Annotated in this window: 12 protein-coding genes and 1 pseudogene; 11 read left to right on the top strand and 2 right to left on the bottom strand. The window is 60.2% G+C overall.

All coding sequences use genetic code 11. The annotated features are described in order from the left end of the window. Positions 1 to 22: 22 nt before the first annotated feature. The 8 genes and pseudogenes from Q0792_RS17195 to Q0792_RS17160 all read left to right on the top strand — a co-directional run. Entirely contained in the window at positions 23 to 1,000 is a 978-nt protein-coding gene (locus Q0792_RS17195) for an ABC transporter permease (protein WP_298843639.1), read from the top strand. After that, the gene (locus Q0792_RS17190) at positions 997 to 1,920 is read left to right on the top strand and encodes an ABC transporter permease (protein WP_298843635.1); all 924 of its coding nucleotides are present in this window, start codon (positions 997 to 999) and stop codon (positions 1,918 to 1,920) included. The genes Q0792_RS17195 and Q0792_RS17190 overlap by 4 nt, the downstream gene beginning before the upstream one ends. After that, positions 1,917 to 2,894 carry an ABC transporter ATP-binding protein gene (locus Q0792_RS17185; protein WP_298843633.1) on the top strand — a complete coding sequence of 326 codons (978 nt, stop codon included), beginning with the start codon at positions 1,917 to 1,919 and terminating at the stop codon, positions 2,892 to 2,894. Before Q0792_RS17190 ends, Q0792_RS17185 begins: the two co-directional genes overlap by 4 nt. After that, on the top strand, positions 2,891 to 3,895 hold the full coding sequence (locus Q0792_RS17180; protein ID WP_298843631.1) for an ABC transporter ATP-binding protein: 1,005 nt from the start codon (positions 2,891 to 2,893) through the stop codon (positions 3,893 to 3,895). Before Q0792_RS17185 ends, Q0792_RS17180 begins: the two co-directional genes overlap by 4 nt. Positions 3,896 to 3,917: 22 nt before the next feature. Continuing rightward, positions 3,918 to 5,324 (top strand): amidohydrolase, encoded by a 1,407-nt coding sequence (locus Q0792_RS17175; protein ID WP_298843629.1) that lies wholly within the window; start codon positions 3,918 to 3,920, stop codon positions 5,322 to 5,324. 9 nt (positions 5,325 to 5,333) lie between these two features. Further along, positions 5,334 to 6,737 (top strand): M20 family metallopeptidase, encoded by a 1,404-nt coding sequence (locus Q0792_RS17170; protein WP_298843626.1) that lies wholly within the window; start codon positions 5,334 to 5,336, stop codon positions 6,735 to 6,737. A 119-nt stretch (positions 6,738 to 6,856) separates the two neighbouring features. Beyond that, positions 6,857 to 7,279 (top strand): hypothetical protein, encoded by a 423-nt coding sequence (locus Q0792_RS17165; protein WP_298843623.1) that lies wholly within the window; start codon positions 6,857 to 6,859, stop codon positions 7,277 to 7,279. 5 nt (positions 7,280 to 7,284) lie between these two features. Further along, a pseudogene (locus Q0792_RS17160) lies at positions 7,285 to 7,426 on the top strand (ATP-binding cassette domain-containing protein); the annotation flags it as partial. A 160-nt stretch (positions 7,427 to 7,586) separates the two neighbouring features. On the opposite strand, the gene Q0792_RS17155 reads toward Q0792_RS17160, so the two are convergent. Together Q0792_RS17155 and Q0792_RS17150 are read right to left on the bottom strand one after the other, a co-directional pair. Then, positions 7,587 to 8,276, bottom strand: a complete 690-nt coding sequence (locus Q0792_RS17155; RefSeq protein ID WP_298843621.1) for an NYN domain-containing protein — start codon at positions 8,274 to 8,276, stop codon at positions 7,587 to 7,589. Positions 8,277 to 8,605: 329 nt separating this feature from the next. Continuing rightward, on the bottom strand, positions 8,606 to 10,006 hold the full coding sequence (locus tag Q0792_RS17150; protein WP_298843618.1) for a DUF3179 domain-containing (seleno)protein: 1,401 nt from the start codon (positions 10,004 to 10,006) through the stop codon (positions 8,606 to 8,608). A 1,303-nt stretch (positions 10,007 to 11,309) separates the two neighbouring features. Between Q0792_RS17150 and Q0792_RS17145 the strand changes: the two genes are divergently transcribed. From Q0792_RS17145 to Q0792_RS17135, 3 genes are all read left to right on the top strand, one after another. Continuing rightward, positions 11,310 to 14,453, top strand: coding sequence for a CHRD domain-containing protein (locus Q0792_RS17145; protein WP_298843615.1), 3,144 nt, complete (start codon positions 11,310 to 11,312; stop codon positions 14,451 to 14,453). Between the two features lie 64 nt (positions 14,454 to 14,517). Continuing rightward, entirely contained in the window at positions 14,518 to 16,263 is a 1,746-nt protein-coding gene (locus Q0792_RS17140) for a type I secretion system permease/ATPase (protein WP_298843614.1), read from the top strand. Beyond that, positions 16,260 to 17,630 carry an HlyD family type I secretion periplasmic adaptor subunit gene (locus Q0792_RS17135; RefSeq protein WP_298843612.1) on the top strand — a complete coding sequence of 457 codons (1,371 nt, stop codon included), beginning with the start codon at positions 16,260 to 16,262 and terminating at the stop codon, positions 17,628 to 17,630. The genes Q0792_RS17140 and Q0792_RS17135 overlap by 4 nt, the downstream gene beginning before the upstream one ends. The last annotated feature ends 1 nt before the right edge of the window (position 17,631 follow it).

The following is a 17,631-nucleotide window of genomic DNA, read 5'->3' as shown; positions in this document are numbered from 1 at the left end:
ACTTATCCCGTGGAATGATCCAATGACCGTTTTCATCATCCGCAGACTTCTGCAGGCCCTGCTGGTCGTCTTCATGATGTCGGTGATCGTTTTTTTCGGGGTCAATATTGTTGGCGATCCGGTCTATATGCTGGTGAGCCCGGATGCAGATCAGGCAGACATTGAGGCCGCGATCAGCAGGCTTGGTCTCGACCGGCCGATCCTCGAGCAGTACTGGCTGTTTCTGAAAGGTGCCGCGCAGGGAGATCTTGGAGACAGTTTCATCTTTGGCGAGCCCGCGCTCAGACTGATCCTGCACCATATGCCCGCCACCATGGAACTGGCGTTTTCGGCGCTCATTCTCGCGATTGTCATCGGTATCCCGCTGGGGCTTTACGCGGGGCTGTATCCCGAAAGCAGAATGGCCAAGGGTATCATGGCGGCGTCGATTTTCGGTTTTTCGCTCCCCACATTCTGGGTCGGGCTCATGCTTATCATGCTCTTTGCCGTCGAGCTTCGGTGGGTTCCGGCTACGGGCCGCGGTGATCTTGGCTCATTTCTTAGCATTCAGAGCAGCCTTTTTACCCTCGATGGGCTCAGCCACATCTTCCTGCCAGCCCTCAATCTGGCGCTGCTGAAGATATCGCTTGCGATCCGGCTCACCCGCGCGGGCGTGCGCGAAGCGATGGGCCTCGACTATGTGAAATATGCCCGCGCCAAAGGGCTTCCGATGCGGCGTATCATTCTCGTGCATGTAATGAAGAATATTATGATTCCGGTTGTCACAGTGATGGGCCTCGAATTTGGCAGCCTCATCGGGTTTTCGGTTGTGACAGAGACGATCTTTGCCTGGCCTGGCATGGGCAAGCTGCTGATTGACGCGATCCTGCAGCTCGACCGGCCTGTCGTCGTCGCTTATCTGATGATCATTGTACTCTTCTTTGTTCTGATCAATCTGATCGTGGACATCCTTTATTCCATCCTCGATCCAAGGGTCCGTTTGCAGGATCAGGGTGCATGAGCGACGTCACCACAGATAACGCGCTCTCCGCAGGCGAACCGCCGGTGGTCGAGACACCATTTCAGCGTTTTCGCGCCGAGTTTTTCGAAAGCAGGATCGCGACAGCGGCCCTGGGTGTTTTTGGGGCCATTGTACTGCTCGCCGTCCTTGCGCCCTGGATCACGCCGCAGAACCCTTACGATCTGGCGCAGGTCAGCGTCATGGACGGGCGCCTGCCACCGGGGTCGGAGGCCTTTGACGGATACACCATGTGGCTGGGGTCGGACGGTTCCGGACGCGACCTCTATTCGGCTATTCTGTACGGGTTGCGCATTTCCCTGACGGTCGGCCTTGCTTCGGGCGTGATTGCACTGCTGATTGGTATGGCCATCGGCCTGGTCGCGGCCTATGCGGGCGGGCGTATTGAGGCGATCATTATGCGTATCGTGGACCTGCAGCTGTCCTTTCCGGCGTCGCTGGTGGCCCTGATGATGGTTGCTGCCCTTGGAAAGGGAGTCGACAAGATCATCCTCGCGCTGGTGATTGCGCAGTGGGCCTACTATGCCAGAACGGTACGCGCCACGGCGCTGGTCGAGCGGGGCAAGGAATACGTCGAAGCGGCGCAGTGCCTCGGTATTTCGCGTTTCCGGATCGTGTTCCGCCATATCCTGCCCAACTGCATGGCGCCTCTGATCGTCGTGGGTACGGTCCAGACGGCAAGTGCAATATCGCTGGAGGCGACACTGTCGTTCCTGGGCGTTGGTCTGCCGCAGACCGAGCCGTCGATTGGTGTTCTGATCGCAAATGGCTTCGAATACATGCTGTCCGGGCGGTACTGGATTTCGGTATTCCCGGGTGTCGCGCTTTTGCTGACAGTGGTGTCGATCAACCTTGTTGGTGACCATCTGCGCGATGTTCTGAACCCGAGGCTTAAAAAATGAGCAGAGTTCTCGAAGTCAGCGGCCTCAAGACCCACTTCTTCACGCACGCAGGTGTGGTCAAGGCCGTGGATGGTGTGGATTTCACCGTTTCCAAAGGTGAGATCATGGGTCTGGTTGGCGAGTCCGGTTCGGGCAAATCGATCACCGGGTTTTCCATTCTTGGCCTGATCGATCCGCCGGGCCGCATCGTCGAAGGTTCGATCAGGTTCAACGGAGAGGAGATCGCAAACGCGAAAGAAGAGCGGCTGCAGAACCTGCGTGGCAACCGTATTTCGATGATATTCCAGGACCCGATGATGACGCTCAATCCGGTGCTGCGTGTGGACACGCAGATGATTGAGGCGATCCTCGCACATGAACCCGTTTCGAAGCAGACCGCGTGGGAGCGAAGCCGCGATGCGCTTGGCCTCGTTGGCATACCGTCGCCAGAGGAACGCCTGCGCGCCTATCCGCATCAGCTGTCGGGCGGAATGCGGCAGCGCGTGGCGATTGCGACCGCGTTCCTGAACAAGCCGGACCTGATCATCGCAGATGAGCCGACCACCGCGCTTGATGTGACGATACAGGCGCAGATTATCCACGAGGCGCAGAAACTGACAAAGAAGACCGGCACGGCGATGATCTGGATCACCCATGACCTTGCCGTCGTTGCCGGTCTCGCTGAGCGTATCTCGGTCATGTACGCAGGTCGTATCGTCGAACAGGGCGGTATCGACGATGTGATAGATCGTCCGCTCCATCCCTATACTGTTGGTCTGCTGGGGTCTGTGCCGACGGCGAACCGGCGTGGTCAGCGCCTGTTCCAGATTGAGGGGATGACGCCGAATATGCTCGCGCTTCCCGAAGGCTGCGCTTTCGGGCCGCGCTGCCATGCCCGCACCGATGCCTGTGGCCTTCAGCCATCCATCGAAGACATTGACGGACGAAGCCTGCGGTGTTTCAACCCGCAGCGCGCGGCGGAGGCCGTGACATGACGGAACCACTGGTCGAAATTCGCGGCGTCTCAAAACGCTTTACCAAACGGCTCGACGTGGCGGGCAAAATCGCGCAACGGCTGGGCGCCAACATCCGCGAAGAAACGGTGCACGCCGTCGACAACGTCAACCTGCAGGTCATGAAGGGTGAGGTTCTCGGGCTGGTAGGAGAATCCGGTTGTGGGAAATCCACCCTGGGCCGCGTTGTTGCGGGCATTCACGCGGCAAGTGACGGGCAGATGTTCTATGAGGGCAGGGATGTCGCCACGCTGACCGGTGTAGACAAACGCGCGGCCACGCTGGCCATCCAGATGATTTTTCAGGACCCGTTTGCCAGCCTGAACCCACGGATGCGGGTGGAGGACATCATCGGCGAAGCGCCCCGGATGCACGGTATCATCGCCAAGGCTGATATCCCGGACTATGTGGATGACGTGATGCGCAAGGTCGGCCTCGATCCGTCACTGAAAAAGCGTTACGCCCACCAGTTTTCGGGCGGGCAGCGCCAGAGGATCGGCATTGCACGAGCTCTTGCCGTAAGGCCGAAATTCCTGGTGTGCGACGAAGCGATCGCGGCACTTGATGTCTCGATCCAGGCACAGGTGATCAACCTTTTTATGGACCTGCGCGAGGAGCTTGGTCTGACGTACCTGTTCATCAGCCATGATCTGAGCGTGGTCGAACATATCGCTGACCGGGTTGCGATCATGTATCTGGGCCGCATCGTCGAGAGTGCGTCGACGGAAGAAATTTTCTCTGATCCGCGCCACCCCTACACCAGGGCACTTCTGGCCGAAGCGCCACGTCTTGACCAGCGCCGACGGGTGTTTGAGCCGATCAGGGGCGAAATTCCCTCGCCGCTCGATCCACCACCGGGCTGCACTTTTCACCCTCGCTGTCCTGTGGCCACGGCAGACTGCCGCGCAACCGTACCAGAGCTGAAACAAGGGCGCGGCGGGCGTGAAACCGCGTGCCTGCTGGAACACGGCGAGACTGTTTGATTCTTTGATAATGGAGACTTCCTTGAAAAACGCTGATCCAGTCTGGGAGCATGTCGACCGGCACCGCGAAGATTTCATCACGTTGTCGGATCGCGTCTTCGACACGCCTGAAACGCTCTATGCAGAGTTTGCATCCGTCGCAGAACATAAACGGATGCTGCAGGCGCAGGGGTTCAGCGTTACTGAAAACGCTGCCGGAATCCCGACGGCCGTCGTCGGTGAAGCCGGAGGTGAAGGCCCCGTTATTGCGATCCTTGGAGAGTTTGACGCGCTGCCATATCTCAGCCAGGCCCCCGGCGTGGCAGCACATCAGCCTCTTGAGGATGGCGGCAACGGTCATGGTTGCGGACACAATCTGCTGGGGGCTGCCGCCCTTCTTGCGGCTACTGCCGTCAAGGACTGGATGGCAGAAAACGGGATCAAAGGGCGCGTTCGTTATTATGGATGCCCGGCCGAAGAAGGCGGCGCGGCCAAAACCTACATGGTTCGGGAAGGACTGTTCGACGATGTGGATGCAGCCATTTCATGGCACCCGGCAACATTTACAGGTGTGAATGAGGCGCGGTCGCTGGCGAATACCCGCATCGACTTCACCTTTGAAGGCAAAGCGGCTCATGCCGCAGCGGCACCGGAACTGGGCCGGTCTGCTCTGGATGCGGTCGAACTGATGAATATCGGTGTCAACTACCTGCGCGAGCATATGCCGGACAATGCACGCGTGCATTACGCGTATCTCGATGCCGGCGGGGTTGCACCGAATGTGGTGCAGGCGAAAGCCACCGTGCGGCAGCTCGTCCGTGCCAGTTCCCTGCCTGAACTGGCTGACCTTGTCGCGCGGGTGCGCAACATCGCGGATGGCGCGGCACTGATGACTGGTACAAAGGTGACCAGCCGGGTCTTTTCCGGCGTTTCCAATCTGCTTGGAAACCGACCGCTCGAAGAAGCCATGCAGCACGAACTTGAAAAGCTTGGCCCGGTCGCCTTTGACGATGCCGACAGAGCATTTGCACGCGACATTCAGGCGACCCTCACGGCTGCGGACATCGATACAACCTTCAAGCGGATCGGCGCAAAGCCGGCAAAAGGTCTTGCGCTCTGCGATTTTATCACGCCGCTGGATCGTCTGAGCGACGGCGGCGAGGGATCAACGGACGTTGGCGACGTGAGCTGGGCAGTTCCCACTGTTCAGGCGCGGGTGGCCACATGCGCCATCGGCACGCCGTTTCACACCTGGCAGACCGTTGCACAGGGAAAGGCACCGGCCGCCCACAAGGGAATGATCTATGCGGCCAAGGTGATGGCCGCGACAGCGTGCCGGCTGGTGGAAGACCGATCCCTGATCGCGGCGGCACAGCAGACGCATCAGGACCATCTGGAAGAGACCCCTTATACCTGTCCGATCCCGGACGATGTGCGCCCGCCTGTGTGACAGACAGCCATGACACGTGACACCGCCCTTAACACTGCCACCCGGTACTTTGACACGGGTGGCTTTGTGCGTGATCTGCGTGAACTGGTCGCGCATGAAACCGAAAGCCAGACGCCTGACAAAGCCGCCAAACTTGCCGGATATCTTGAAGAGGCACTGATACCCCGCCTGACCAGCATCGGGTTTGCCTGCAGGATCCATCAGAACCCGGTGCAGCACGCCGGCCCGTTCCTGGTCGCTGAACGTATTGAAAGTGAAGCGCTGCCAACCATTCTGACATATGGTCATGGCGATGTAATCCGCGCACAGACCGAGCAGTGGCGCGATGGCCTTCATCCCTTTCGCCTGGTCGAGGAAGGAGACCGGCTCTACGGGCGCGGGACAGCCGACAACAAAGGGCAGCATCTGATCAATCTGGCGGCGCTGGAATCCGTCCTGCAGTCGCGCGGATCGCTGGGTTTCAACAGCCGCATCCTGATCGAGATGGGTGAGGAAATGGGCTCTCCCGGGCTGTCCGAGTTCTGTGCGCAGAACAAAGACATTCTCGCAGCAGATGTCCTTATCTCGTCGGACGGGCCGCGCCTTCGTTCGGATACGCCCACGATGTTCATGGGCGCACGCGGTGGCATTTCGTTCGATCTGATTGTGGACCTGCGGGAGGGTGCGCACCATTCCGGCAACTGGGGAGGGCTGCTTGCTGATCCGGCCATTATCCTTGCGCAGGCCCTGTCGACGGTTACCGACGCGCGGGGACAGATAAGGATACCGGAATGGCGAACCACCAGCCTGACCGGGGATATCCGCCTTGCATTGCGGGACCTGCCGCTTGCCGGTGACGGTGGACCGGAGATTGACGAAGACTGGGGTCAGGAGGATCTGACACCCGCCGAGCGGGTTTTCGGCTGGAACAGCTTTACGGTTCTTGCAATGAAAAGCGGGGTCCCCGAGGCGCCGGTGAATGCGATCTCCGGGCACGCCAGAGCCGCGTGTCAGCTGCGGTTTGTCGTGGGTACGGACCTGGACGACATTCTGCCCGCGCTGCGCAGGCATCTTGATGCGCAGGGTTTTGGCGTCGTTCAGATCGTCGCGCATGAACGCGCATTCTTTAACGCCACGCGGTTGCCGCCGGATCATCCGTGGGTGCAGTTCGTCGCGCAGTCGCTTGAGAACACGTCCGGCAAATCTCCGCATATTCTGCCCAATCTGGCGGGATCGTTGCCCAACGAAGTGTTTGCGGACATCCTTGGTCTTCCGACGGTCTGGGTGCCGCATTCTTATCGCGGCTGTTCGCAGCATGCGCCAAACGAGCATGTTCTGAAGCCGTTGTGTCGGGACGCGCTGCAGCTGATGACAGGGCTTTTCTGGGATATTGGTGACTCTGGCGGACCTGCTGTCCCGCGGGGAAAAAACTGAACCGCTACCGTCTCTGCGGCTGCGCCTGTACAGGAGCGGAAGGATGCGTGCGCCAGACAGGCGGCCGTTCCGGGTAAAAGCGCTTTCGGCCGGAAGCACATGGCGGAAGAGAAGCAGACATGTACGTTCAGGGACTGTTTCAGACTGTTTCCGCGAGTGTATCCATCGGCTGGTATGGGGCCGGTTGGGACCGGATGATGTCAGAGACGGCGTCTCTTGTGAAAGACATCGTGTCGCCAGACGGCCCGGTCTCGATCACTGACGATAACAGGGGCCGGTCGGCGGATATTGACGGCGACACAAGGGTCGGTGGCATCCCTGTGCTTCGCCCGGAAGGCGATGACGCCATCGAAATGCACGACGAATTCGGCCACCGGGAACAGTGCGGCACGGAACAGGCCTATTTGGTCTGCACCCTCGGGGAAAGTACCCACCTGACCCTCCACATGAACGATGCTGCGCGGTCTCTGACGATTTGTCTTGCCGCTGACGAAAGCATGCGCACGGGCCGTTCCGTATCCCTCATTGAGCCGGACCAGTAACCGCTTTGACCCTGACGAATGTGAAGAGGTCATTCGGCGATGTTCACGTGCTGAAAGACATCAGTATCAGGGTGGAGAACGGCGAATTTTGTCGTGTTCGTCAGGCCATCAGGCTGCGGAAAGTCCACACTGCTGGGGGTTACCGCACGGCCGTTCGGTAGGGATGCAGTTTCTCAGAGGGAAACGGTCCCCACGGAATCGCGAGCAGTACTGCTTCGATGCACAGGGCGTAAGGATTACCGCTCAGACCGATTTACGCTGGCACCCGCACTGATCACGACGATCCGGGAAAGCCTCGCCCTCACTATCATATCGGCTGCTGAACCGCGGCAGTAAAGCCCTCGGGACGGAAGCGGACCATAGCTTCCGGACCACGCGGGTCCAGATCATACAGCGCCGGACGCGACAACAGATACGCTCGCCACCGGCGCTCGGGGTGCGCGCTGATCCGAACACCGTGCTGACAGTGCATCTTTGGTGCAAGTTCAGCGATGCGCATGCCGGCGCCGCTGATGCTGTGGGCCGCGATCATCTTTCGGATCTTCAGATCGAGTGCTGTAGCCGTCATCCCTGACACTGGCTCCGGATGCTCAGAACCCGCAGGGGAGATTTCCTCGAAAACCGTACAACAGGCCCGGTAGGTCTGTGGCGCCTTTGCCTCACCAACGCCGATTACCGTTGCGCCGTGTTCCCGCAGTCTGGTGGCGAGGTGCCTGAAGTCGCCATCAGAACTGACAATTACAAAACAGCGTATGTTTCGGGACAGCATCAGCTCCATCGCATCCAGTGCCAGCAGAATATCAGCGGCATTTTTTCCCGTTCCTGCATGCAGCATCCGGTAGCCGGGCGCATCATGCCAGGCAGAGCAACGCTGCGCATCAGCATAGACCCGAACAACAGTGGGGTTTCCGTGCCGGGCGGCGATGGAAAGAATCTGACCTGCGTGCCTGCAGCTGATGTTATCGCCATCCACAAGCACTGATACGGACTGCGACATCAACATTTCCAGACCTTTACAGTTCGGGAAACACTGCAGGACGATTACGTCCAGAATTTGACAGCGCGGTGGGAATGCGATGGATGACGCGTCAGGCTGAATACCTGGCGCACCTTTTCCGCCGTCTCTGGTCGCACCAGAGACACGCAATTGCGGTCCTTCTTCCGGGCGGGCGCGGGAAGTGCCCGGATCCTGTTTTGCGGAAACCTGCGGTCTGGTGTCCTGCCGGGGGATGTAACCTGCGCACGGCAACCGTTTGTTTCTCCTGAAAATTCGCAGATGGCAGGATTTTCAGCCGACGTCATGCAGCAAGCGGGCGGGATGGCCGATTACGGTTGCCATAACTCTGTGTCCGGATAGAACTGCGACCAGGCAAACCAGAACGCCTCGTGGCTGCCGGGGTCTGATCCGTCCTGGCTCACAGCCCTTATTCCGCCGGCGTCCAGTTCCAGGCGCAGGTTCTCAAACACGATCTCATCTCCGCGTTTCAGCGTTATCAACGCCGCGCTGCGCTGGAAGGCAACGGGCTTGCCCGTCGCTGTGACAACGCCAATCACGTCTTCATGTACCGGCAGGCGGGGGTCGACATCTCCGACGGGAAAAATGGGTCCGTTGGCATCCCGACCGTTGCGGAAATCCGGATCACGGCCAAGTGCGTAACGTTCGAGCAAAACGGTGGTTTCCGGATGTTCCCGTTTCCATGTTCCCCAGTCAGTGGTGATGACGGTGGCCTGTTCGAGCTGCAGTCCTTTCTCGGCCAGAGGGCCGGTAACCGCATGGCCCAGAAACGTGTCAAAGACCGAGTAGGTGTTGATGTCATACATGACTTTGTTGGATCGGCTCAGCAACCCCGATGTCCGCAAAACCGGTCTCTCGGTCTCTGCCGGCATGCGGTCGGTAAAATAGGCCTGCGCCGCGCCGCACAGAGTGCAATACGGAATGCCAAGGTCACGACCGCCCAGTGTATCGTTGACCATTTCCCGGACTTCCATGATGCGTCTTGGATAGGCCCGGTGTTCGCCGTTTATCGAGATACCGAACACGACGTCGTCGTCCTTCAGCCAGGTTGCGTCTTCGGCGCTGCTGACGAGGGGATTATCAGCGGCAGGGATACAGTTGCATCCGTTATCCGTGGTGTCGTAGGGGCGGTCATCAATCAGAACGCCCCCCCACGAGACCAGCCGCCAGTCTATGTTGCCTTCAACAAAGATACGTTCCCAGCCAGGGACAATGCTGACAAAAATCGTACGTTTGTATTTCAGATAGTCTGGCGGCGCGGGAATATCCCAGGCAAGAAGGTGGTCTGTCACAACGCCCCAGCTGTTTTCGGGCCCGATCTCTTTGCCCAGGAGGCTGGCAGCGGCGTCTGTCAGTTCCCTGTTCAGCTGCCGCGACGGCACAAACCGCATCAGATCACTGATGATCCACACAAGGCGGGGATCCCCGGATGATGCGATTTCTGCAAGTGCAAGCCTTTGATTCTCGTCCCATGTCGAGAGCATAACACTGTCGATGAACGCGACGCGCAGCGCGAACTGCATCGCAGATTCGAGCGGGCCATCCGGTACGGCCGGAGGATTACCGAATTCCTCAATGACATACCCGGGGAGCGGCTTTGCCGGTTGCGCGTGCAGGAAACCACACCAGACCATGCTCAGCATGAAAACTGACGCTGCAACCAGGTTTTGGTGGCGCATTCTGCGGCCGGGTTGCTTTAATGAAACGTCCATATCAACGGTCTCCTGAAAACGTGCGGCGGGGTGGCGCACTCCTGCGCCGGAACAACATCCTTCGGACCAGGCGGTCCTTTGATGCACGGGAGGAAGGCTGGACCATCTGTGCGCCAATGCAAAATCACGTTTTCACCACGTTTCGTGATCAAATCGGATATCGGAGCAAGCCTGCCATCCAGCATGCCCCGGCCGGTATTCGGTCTGTCGCCGGTGGAATTTGCCACGACAGATCCCGGTGCATGACCAAACTGATACCGTGATTCAGGCACTCAGCCATTGTCCTGCGGCTGCACGACGACAATACGGCCTGACCTGTCCCGTGCTTTATTCCGGGTGGCGGGAGAGCGCTCAGGCGAGGTGGCTTTGGAGCAGATCAACGGATGTCTTCGTGCTCCTGTGGTGAGAACTGCAGCTTTTGCATATCCAGGCGTCTTTCAGGTTTTACCATGATCCGCGCATTCGCGCCGGACGCGCGATCGAGGCAAATTCGATCGAGCGTCGGCTCTGGCCCTCATCCATCCCCTTTTACCGAAGCGGGCAAGATACATTTTGACAGGAAGATGCGCCTGTCTGATCATCTTGTCCTGATCCGCAATCATACCGGAACGCATTGTCCGGTCAGTTAAGCGAAAACCCTTCCTTTGCCGTCGAATGGGCAGGCGGCGTCACGGACGCAGGCGCAGCTGCTGCAGGGCAATGGCGGACAAGGGCAGTATGACCCGGAATTTCCTGAAAGCCGTTCTGCGAATATGACCAAGCACCACGCTCAGTGTTGCAGGCCGGCGGAGCCACGATCACTTCGACGGCCTCAGATAGGCAGCGTGTCAGGCGGGCCGGACAGATCACGGATGCTGACGAACCGGGCCACAAGACGCACAGGAGCATCCAGGGTGTCCGGTCCTGCCAGCACCATTTTATTCCCGGCCTGGGTATCTGTGTAAGAAGTCTGCAGGACCCGTGCCGCAAGGCTTTCGGCTGTCAGGCTTGTCAGTATCGGTACCGGCCAGAGACGAAAATACAGCCGATTGCAGTGCAATTCCTGATGACAATGCACCACGGCTTTGTGAGGCGGCGTCATCGCATAAAAACGGCGTTTCGGTTTTCGTCCCGGAACGCCTTTGTTTTCAGGCGGGTCACGCAGGGGATGATCACGAAGCCTGTGAGTATTTCCAAAGGTTATGGGCCCCATTCAGAGCAAGAATTTCAAAGACCGGGGAGGCTCCGCACATGGTCAGGCAGCGGAGAGACCGGCATTCCGGTTCGATCGCCGCTGCAGATTTAATCTATACGGAGCTCAAAAATGCTATCCGAAATTCTTGCCAGCCTGCGCGCCAGACTGCTGACGACATCGTCACTGGCTCAGGAAACCGTTCGTGACGGACAGACCCTCACCAACGGCTTTTTTCAAAGTGTGGTGGTCGACAACACACCTGCGTTTATTCTCGACAATGACATTGCCCGGTTTCTGAACTTTGGCCAGGTCGAGACCAACAACGCCGATGCGGCGGTGTCGGTCGAGGGCGAAGACACGCAGGTCTTTAACTTCCGTTCGGGCGACATTGACGCCAATGGTGCCGTCGCAACCGGCATCGAAGTGACCGACGGCGCCAGTGCGGACATCCGTAACTTTGGCAGCATCGCCGGTGAACTGAACGGTGTCGAATTCAGCGGCGCGAACAGCTCGGGCACGCTTGATAACTTCCGCGGCGGCGTGATTTCCTCTGACAGCCGGGCGGTTGAGATCGAAGGCGAGGGCATAAGTGTCCGCAACTTTGGCGACATTGTCGGCACCGACGATCAGCGCAATGGCACGATTTACACCAACGCGACAGCCGAAGACGTCAGCATCTCGAACTTCTCGGGCGGCACGATCGACGCGGGCGACGGCAACAACGGTGCCGGTATCTCGCTGCAAGTCGGTGACGAGGCCGGTGATGTGGTTTCCAACTCCATCTTCAACGGCTTTGGAGCAACCATTCAGGGCCGTGGCCAGGCTGCCGCAAACACGGGCGGTGCCGGTGACGGCATCCGCATCGACGACGGCGCAGAGGGCGCTGTTTCCGACACAGACATCGTCAACAGCGGCCTGATCTCCTCCGAGAGCAATCAGGGCACGGCGGGCGGTATCCGCATCGCGGATGGCGTTGCTGCCGAGGGCCGCATTCTCAACACCTCGACCGGTACAATCGAGGGTGTTCGCAACGGCCTTTATATTGGGGAGGGCGAGCACGATCTGGACGTGCTGAACTTTGGTACGATCCAGTCCGGCAGCCGGGCGGTGAACATCGACGGCACTGGCGTTGACCTGACCAACGGTGGCGACATCCTGGGCACAAGTGATCAGCGCAACGGGACGGTCTATGCAGACGGGACGGCCGATGACTTCTCGGTCTCCAACCTGGCAAACGGCACAATCGATGCCGGCGAAGGCAACCAGGGCTCAGGCTTTGGTGCAGAGATCGGGGGGGCCGCGGATGGTGCCAACAGCTTCTCGCTGGAGAACGCCGGTCTGATCCAGGGCCGTGGCAATGCCGCCGCTGGCACAGGTCTTGCGGGCGACGGTGTGCGCATCGGCAATGTCGGCAATACAGGCACGACGGATGCCACCATCACGAACTCCGGCGCAATCCTGTCCGAAGGGGCCAATGGCACTGTTGCCGGTCTGCGCGTCGTCAATGGCGTGAACTTCCAGGGCACGCTGACCAATGCGGGCACCATCGCGGGTGTGCAGAACGGTGTATACTTTGGCACCGGTGATCACACGGGCGGTTCGTTCGTCAACTCCGGTATCGTGTCCTCAGACAGCCGTGCGCTGAACATCGATGGCTTTGGTCTCTCGGTCGAAAACTCCGGCGCCATTCTGGGCACCGGCGATCAGCGCAATGGCACCGTCTATGCCGATGGTACGGCGGACAACTACACGTTCACCAACACCGGGCTTGTGGATGCGGGAACCGGGAACAACGGTTCTGCCGTGGCACTGCAGACGGGTGATGTGGCAGGTGATGTCGTATCGGCGGCCATCTTTAACCAGGGTGTTTTCCAGGGGCGCGGCGACGCGGCCGAGGGCAACACAGTTGGTGACGGCCTGCGGCTCTTCAGCAACCAGGAAGGCGCGAACTTTGCCGGTCTGGTCCAGAACGAAGGCGTCATTGCCGGGTCTTCGGACAGTGATGCCGCCGCTGGTATCCGGATCGATGGTGGGCTGAACCTGCTGGGCGCGATTGTCAACGAGGGTGAGATCACCGGTACGGTGAATGCCATCGATGCGCGCGAAGCAGGTGATGTGACTTTCGTCAATGACGACGAGGGTGTTGTAAATGGTAATGTGTTACTTGGTGCCGGAGACGACATCGTTGTGGACCTCGGTCAGATCAACGGTGTTGTCGATGGCGGCGCGGGCGATGATGTTCTGATCGCAGGCAGCGGCGACAATGTACTCGTCGGTGGCCTGGGCAATGACTTCATCGAAGGCGGCGACGGTATTGACACGGCGGATTTCTCGGATCTGGACGTGGCGGTCAGGGTTGATCTGGGTGCAAACGGGAATGGTACGGCCACCCGTGACACAGGGTTCAATGTGTCAGTCAGGGATCAGGCTGTCAGCAATGGCGCGGCGTTCGTTGCGGCGGCTGAAGCAGGCAATCTCTACTTCAACGTCCACACAAGCGAGTTCCCGGGTGGTGAAATCCGCGGCCAGCTGACGATTGTCAGCGATACCGGGACAGGCCATGACCGGGTGATCGAGCTTGCCGGATCGCTGGATGCCAGCCAGGAGCCGGGGCCGACGTCCGACAGTGCGGCCACCGGCGAAGGGACCATCACGATCTCGTTCAATGAGGCAGGAGAGGTGTTCTATTCCTCCGAGCTGAGCGTTGTGGGTCTCAACGAAGCTGACCTGCAGACGCCCGTCCCCGGCGGGGCATCGGCCATCCACGTGCACAATGCACCGGCTGGCGTGAACGGCCCGATCCTGCAGGACACGCTGGTGGATGCCGGTGGTATCCTCGATGCGGGCGCGCCCACGGGCATCGTCGGCCCGGATGTCATCGACAACCAGATCGAGGTCGATGTGCTCAGCTCTATTGAGAACGTGATCGGCTCGGACGATGGCGATGTCATCCTCGGCTCGGACCAGTCCAACACCCTGCGCGGTGAAGACGGGGATGACCTGCTGAACGGCCAGGGCGGTGATGATCTGCTGCTGGGCGGTGAAGGAGCGGACACCTTCGTCTTCGAAGGGCTCTTTGGCACCGACACCATCGCTGACTTTGAAGTGGGTGTGGACCGGTTGGACTTCTCCGACTTTGGCCCGGACTTTGCAGACAGCCTGCAGGTCACCCAGGACGGAGACGACGCGGTGCTGAGCTTCTCCTCGGACGCCTCTGTGCGGCTTGAGGGGGTCAGCCAGGCAGACCTGCTCGACGACGACTTCGTCGCGTAACCGCAAAATCCCCGGGGTGGCGGCGCGTGTCGCCACCTCTTCACCCTGAAAAGAGATCACCCCCATGTTTCAGAAAAAATCCACTGTCACTTCCTCCTGGCGCGCGTTGCGCCCCGGATTTACCGCCATCGGGTTCTTCAGCCTGACTCTGAATGTCCTGATGCTCGCCGGACCGCTGTACATGCTGCAGGTCTATGACCGGGTCCTGACGAGCCAGAATGTCGATACACTTATCGCCCTCACTGTCCTTCTGGGCGGTGTCTTTGTGGTCACCGGCCTGCTCGATCTGATCCGGATGCGCATCCTTGCCCGCCTCGGCGCACGCTTTGAGCTGCAGGTCGGCGCGCCCATCCTGCAGGCCTCTGTGCGCCGCCGTGTGCAGGGCAAACCGCCCGCTGAAAACCCGGCGGCTGACGTGAACGGTCTGCGCGACTTTATCTCGGGCCCTGCGCTGATCGCCTTTTTTGATGCGCCCTGGATCCCGCTTTATCTCGGAGTGCTTTACCTCTTGCACCCCTACCTTGGCGCGCTTGGCCTTGCCGGTGCGCTGCTTCTCACACTTATGGCCCTGATCAACAACGCGCGCTCTTCGGACGTGATGCAGGATGCATCCCGCGCGCGCGCCCGGGCCGACAGTTTGTTCACCTCCAGTGAACAGAATGCAGAGCTCGTCCACGCGATGGGTATGACTGGTGATCTCGCCCGTCGCTGGACAGCTCTGCAACATGATGCGCATCACCTGAAATCCCGCGTGGCCGACCGGCTGGCCGGTTTCTCGGTGATGTCCAAAACCATCCGGATGGCGCTGCAATCCGGCATGCTGGGTCTCGGGGCCGCACTGGCCGTGGCCGGAGAGGCCACCGCAGGCGTGATGATCGCCGCGACCATCGTTCTGGCCCGTGCACTGGCGCCCATTGACCAGCTGATCGGCCAATGGCGGACGTTTCTGGCGGCCCGTGGTTCTTACAAAAGCCTGCGGGCCCTGTCAGAGACCTATCCTGCACCGGACAAGCGCCTGGCCATGCCACGCCCGCAGATTTCCCTGAACGCGGCGATTGCCCAGGCGGGACCGCCGCTCGCAAAGAACGCGACGATCGGCGGGATCGAGTTTGGTCTCTCTGCCGGCGACGTGGTGGCGGTCATCGGGCACAGCGGGTCGGGTAAGTCGACGCTTGCGCGCATGCTGGCGGGTATCTGGGTGCCGCAGCGCGGGGCGATCCGCCTTGATGGTACGCCCATGGACAAATGGGACCCCGAAGAGCTGGGGCGGCTGATCGGATATCTGCCGCAGGAGGTACAGCTCTTTGATGGCACAATCCGCGAAAATATCGCGCGGTTCTCGACCTCGATAGACGATGCCAGAGTTTTGGCTGCTGCCGTATCGGCGGATGTGCATGGTCTGATCAGCAGCCTGCCCGACGGGTATGCCACCGAGATCGGCAACGGTTTTCACCTGTCGGGCGGTCAGCGCCAGCGCATCGCACTGGCCCGCGCGCTTTACAATGACCCGTTTGTGCTGGTGCTGGACGAGCCCAACTCGGATCTTGACGGGCAGGGCGAGCTTGCCCTGCGCACTGCGATCCGTGCTGCCAGCGCGCGGGGTGCGATCACCTTTGTGATGACCCATCGCCCCAGCACGCTGGAGGCAGTCAATAAGGTGCTGACCCTGAACAAGGGCATGCAATCAGGCTTTGGCGACAAGGAAGACATCCTGCGCCCGCGTCAGCCGGGCCAGGTTGCCCCGTCAAAATCCCCACAACTCGCTGCGCGTTCTCCACAGCAGCCTATGGAACAAGGAGCGGCTCAATGACCCCCGCACTCTCCAACCCGTCCCTTCAAAGCACTCTGCGCCTCGAAGACTACAACCGCGTTCAGACAAAAACCGCCCGCACGGGTATCATGGGTTTTATTGTGCTTGGCGTGCTGACAGTCACCGGTTTCATCGGCGGATCTGTCTATTGGGCAACGGCCTCCAAACTCGACGGGGCGGTTGTTGCACATGCGTCTTTCGTGGTCGAAGGAAACCGCAAGACGGTCGAACATCTGGAAGGCGGGATCGTCAGAACCATTGCTGTGCGCGATGGTGATCTGGTCGAGGCTGGGCAGACCCTTCTGGAACTGGACAGCACCGATCTGGGCGTCGATCTGGATGTGATCAAAAGCCAGCTCGGCGATCTGATGGTGCGCCGCGCGCGCCTGCTGGCGCAGCTGGAAGGCCGTGACAGTTTTACCCACCAGGATGTGGCCGCGTCGCTGGGCGTGGCGATGGAGCCGTCCGACTGGGCCGAGGCTTACCGGACGCAAAAGCTGCTCTTTGATGTGGAACGGCGCTCGCGCAGGGCTGAAACCGCGCTGATGGCGCAAAGGGTGTCGAACCTTGAAGATCAGGTGAGCGGCCTGCAGGCGCAGCGCGCCTCCAACACGCGCCAGCTGGACATCACCCTGCAGGAAGTGGCGAACCTGCAGACCCTGCTCGACAAGGGCCTTGTCGCCGCCGCCCGTGTCAACTCCCGGCGGGTCGAGGCCGAGCGGCTCAACGGTGTTGATGCCACGCTCGCCACCCGGGAAATCCAGGCCCGCAACCAGATCAGCGAATTGCAGCTGGCCACCATCGGCACTCAGAGCCTGCGCGATGAGAGCGCCTCGACTGAGCTTGCCCAGGTCGAAGCCCTGCAGGCCACGCTCGTGCCGCAGTATCTCGGCGCGACCGAGCGGCTGAAGCGGGTGGCCATTACGGCCCCTGTGAACGGGCGCGTTGTGGGGATGACGGTGTTTACCGCGGGCGGCGTGGTCCGTCCGGGTGCGCCGATCATGGACATCGTGCCGGTGGATCAGCCGCTGATTGTCGAGGCGCGGGTAAGCCCGGCGGATATCGAAAAGCTGCACGTTGGGCAGGCATCGCGCGTGCGTCTGTCAGCCTTTGATCAGGGCGAGGTTCCCGAGGCCACGGGCCGGGTTGTCAGCCTCTCGGCGGACAGTCTGGAAGACGCGCGCACAGGCGAGTTCTATTATGTGGCGCGGGTGCGTCTGGATCAGGATCAGCCCGATCAGATCACAGAGCTGGACCTGGTGCCGGGCATGCCCGCGGACCTCTTTGTCAACACCGGCGAGCGCACAGCACTGAGCTATCTGGCCCAGCCGCTGAGCAATCGTCTGGCGCGCACGTTCATCGAATGAA

It is taken from the genome of uncultured Roseobacter sp. (assembly GCF_947495025.1).
Taxonomy (GTDB): Bacteria; Pseudomonadota; Alphaproteobacteria; order Rhodobacterales; family Rhodobacteraceae; genus Roseobacter.
Note: the sequence above shows the minus strand (reverse complement) of the source record. Positions and strands in the feature narration are given on the sequence as shown.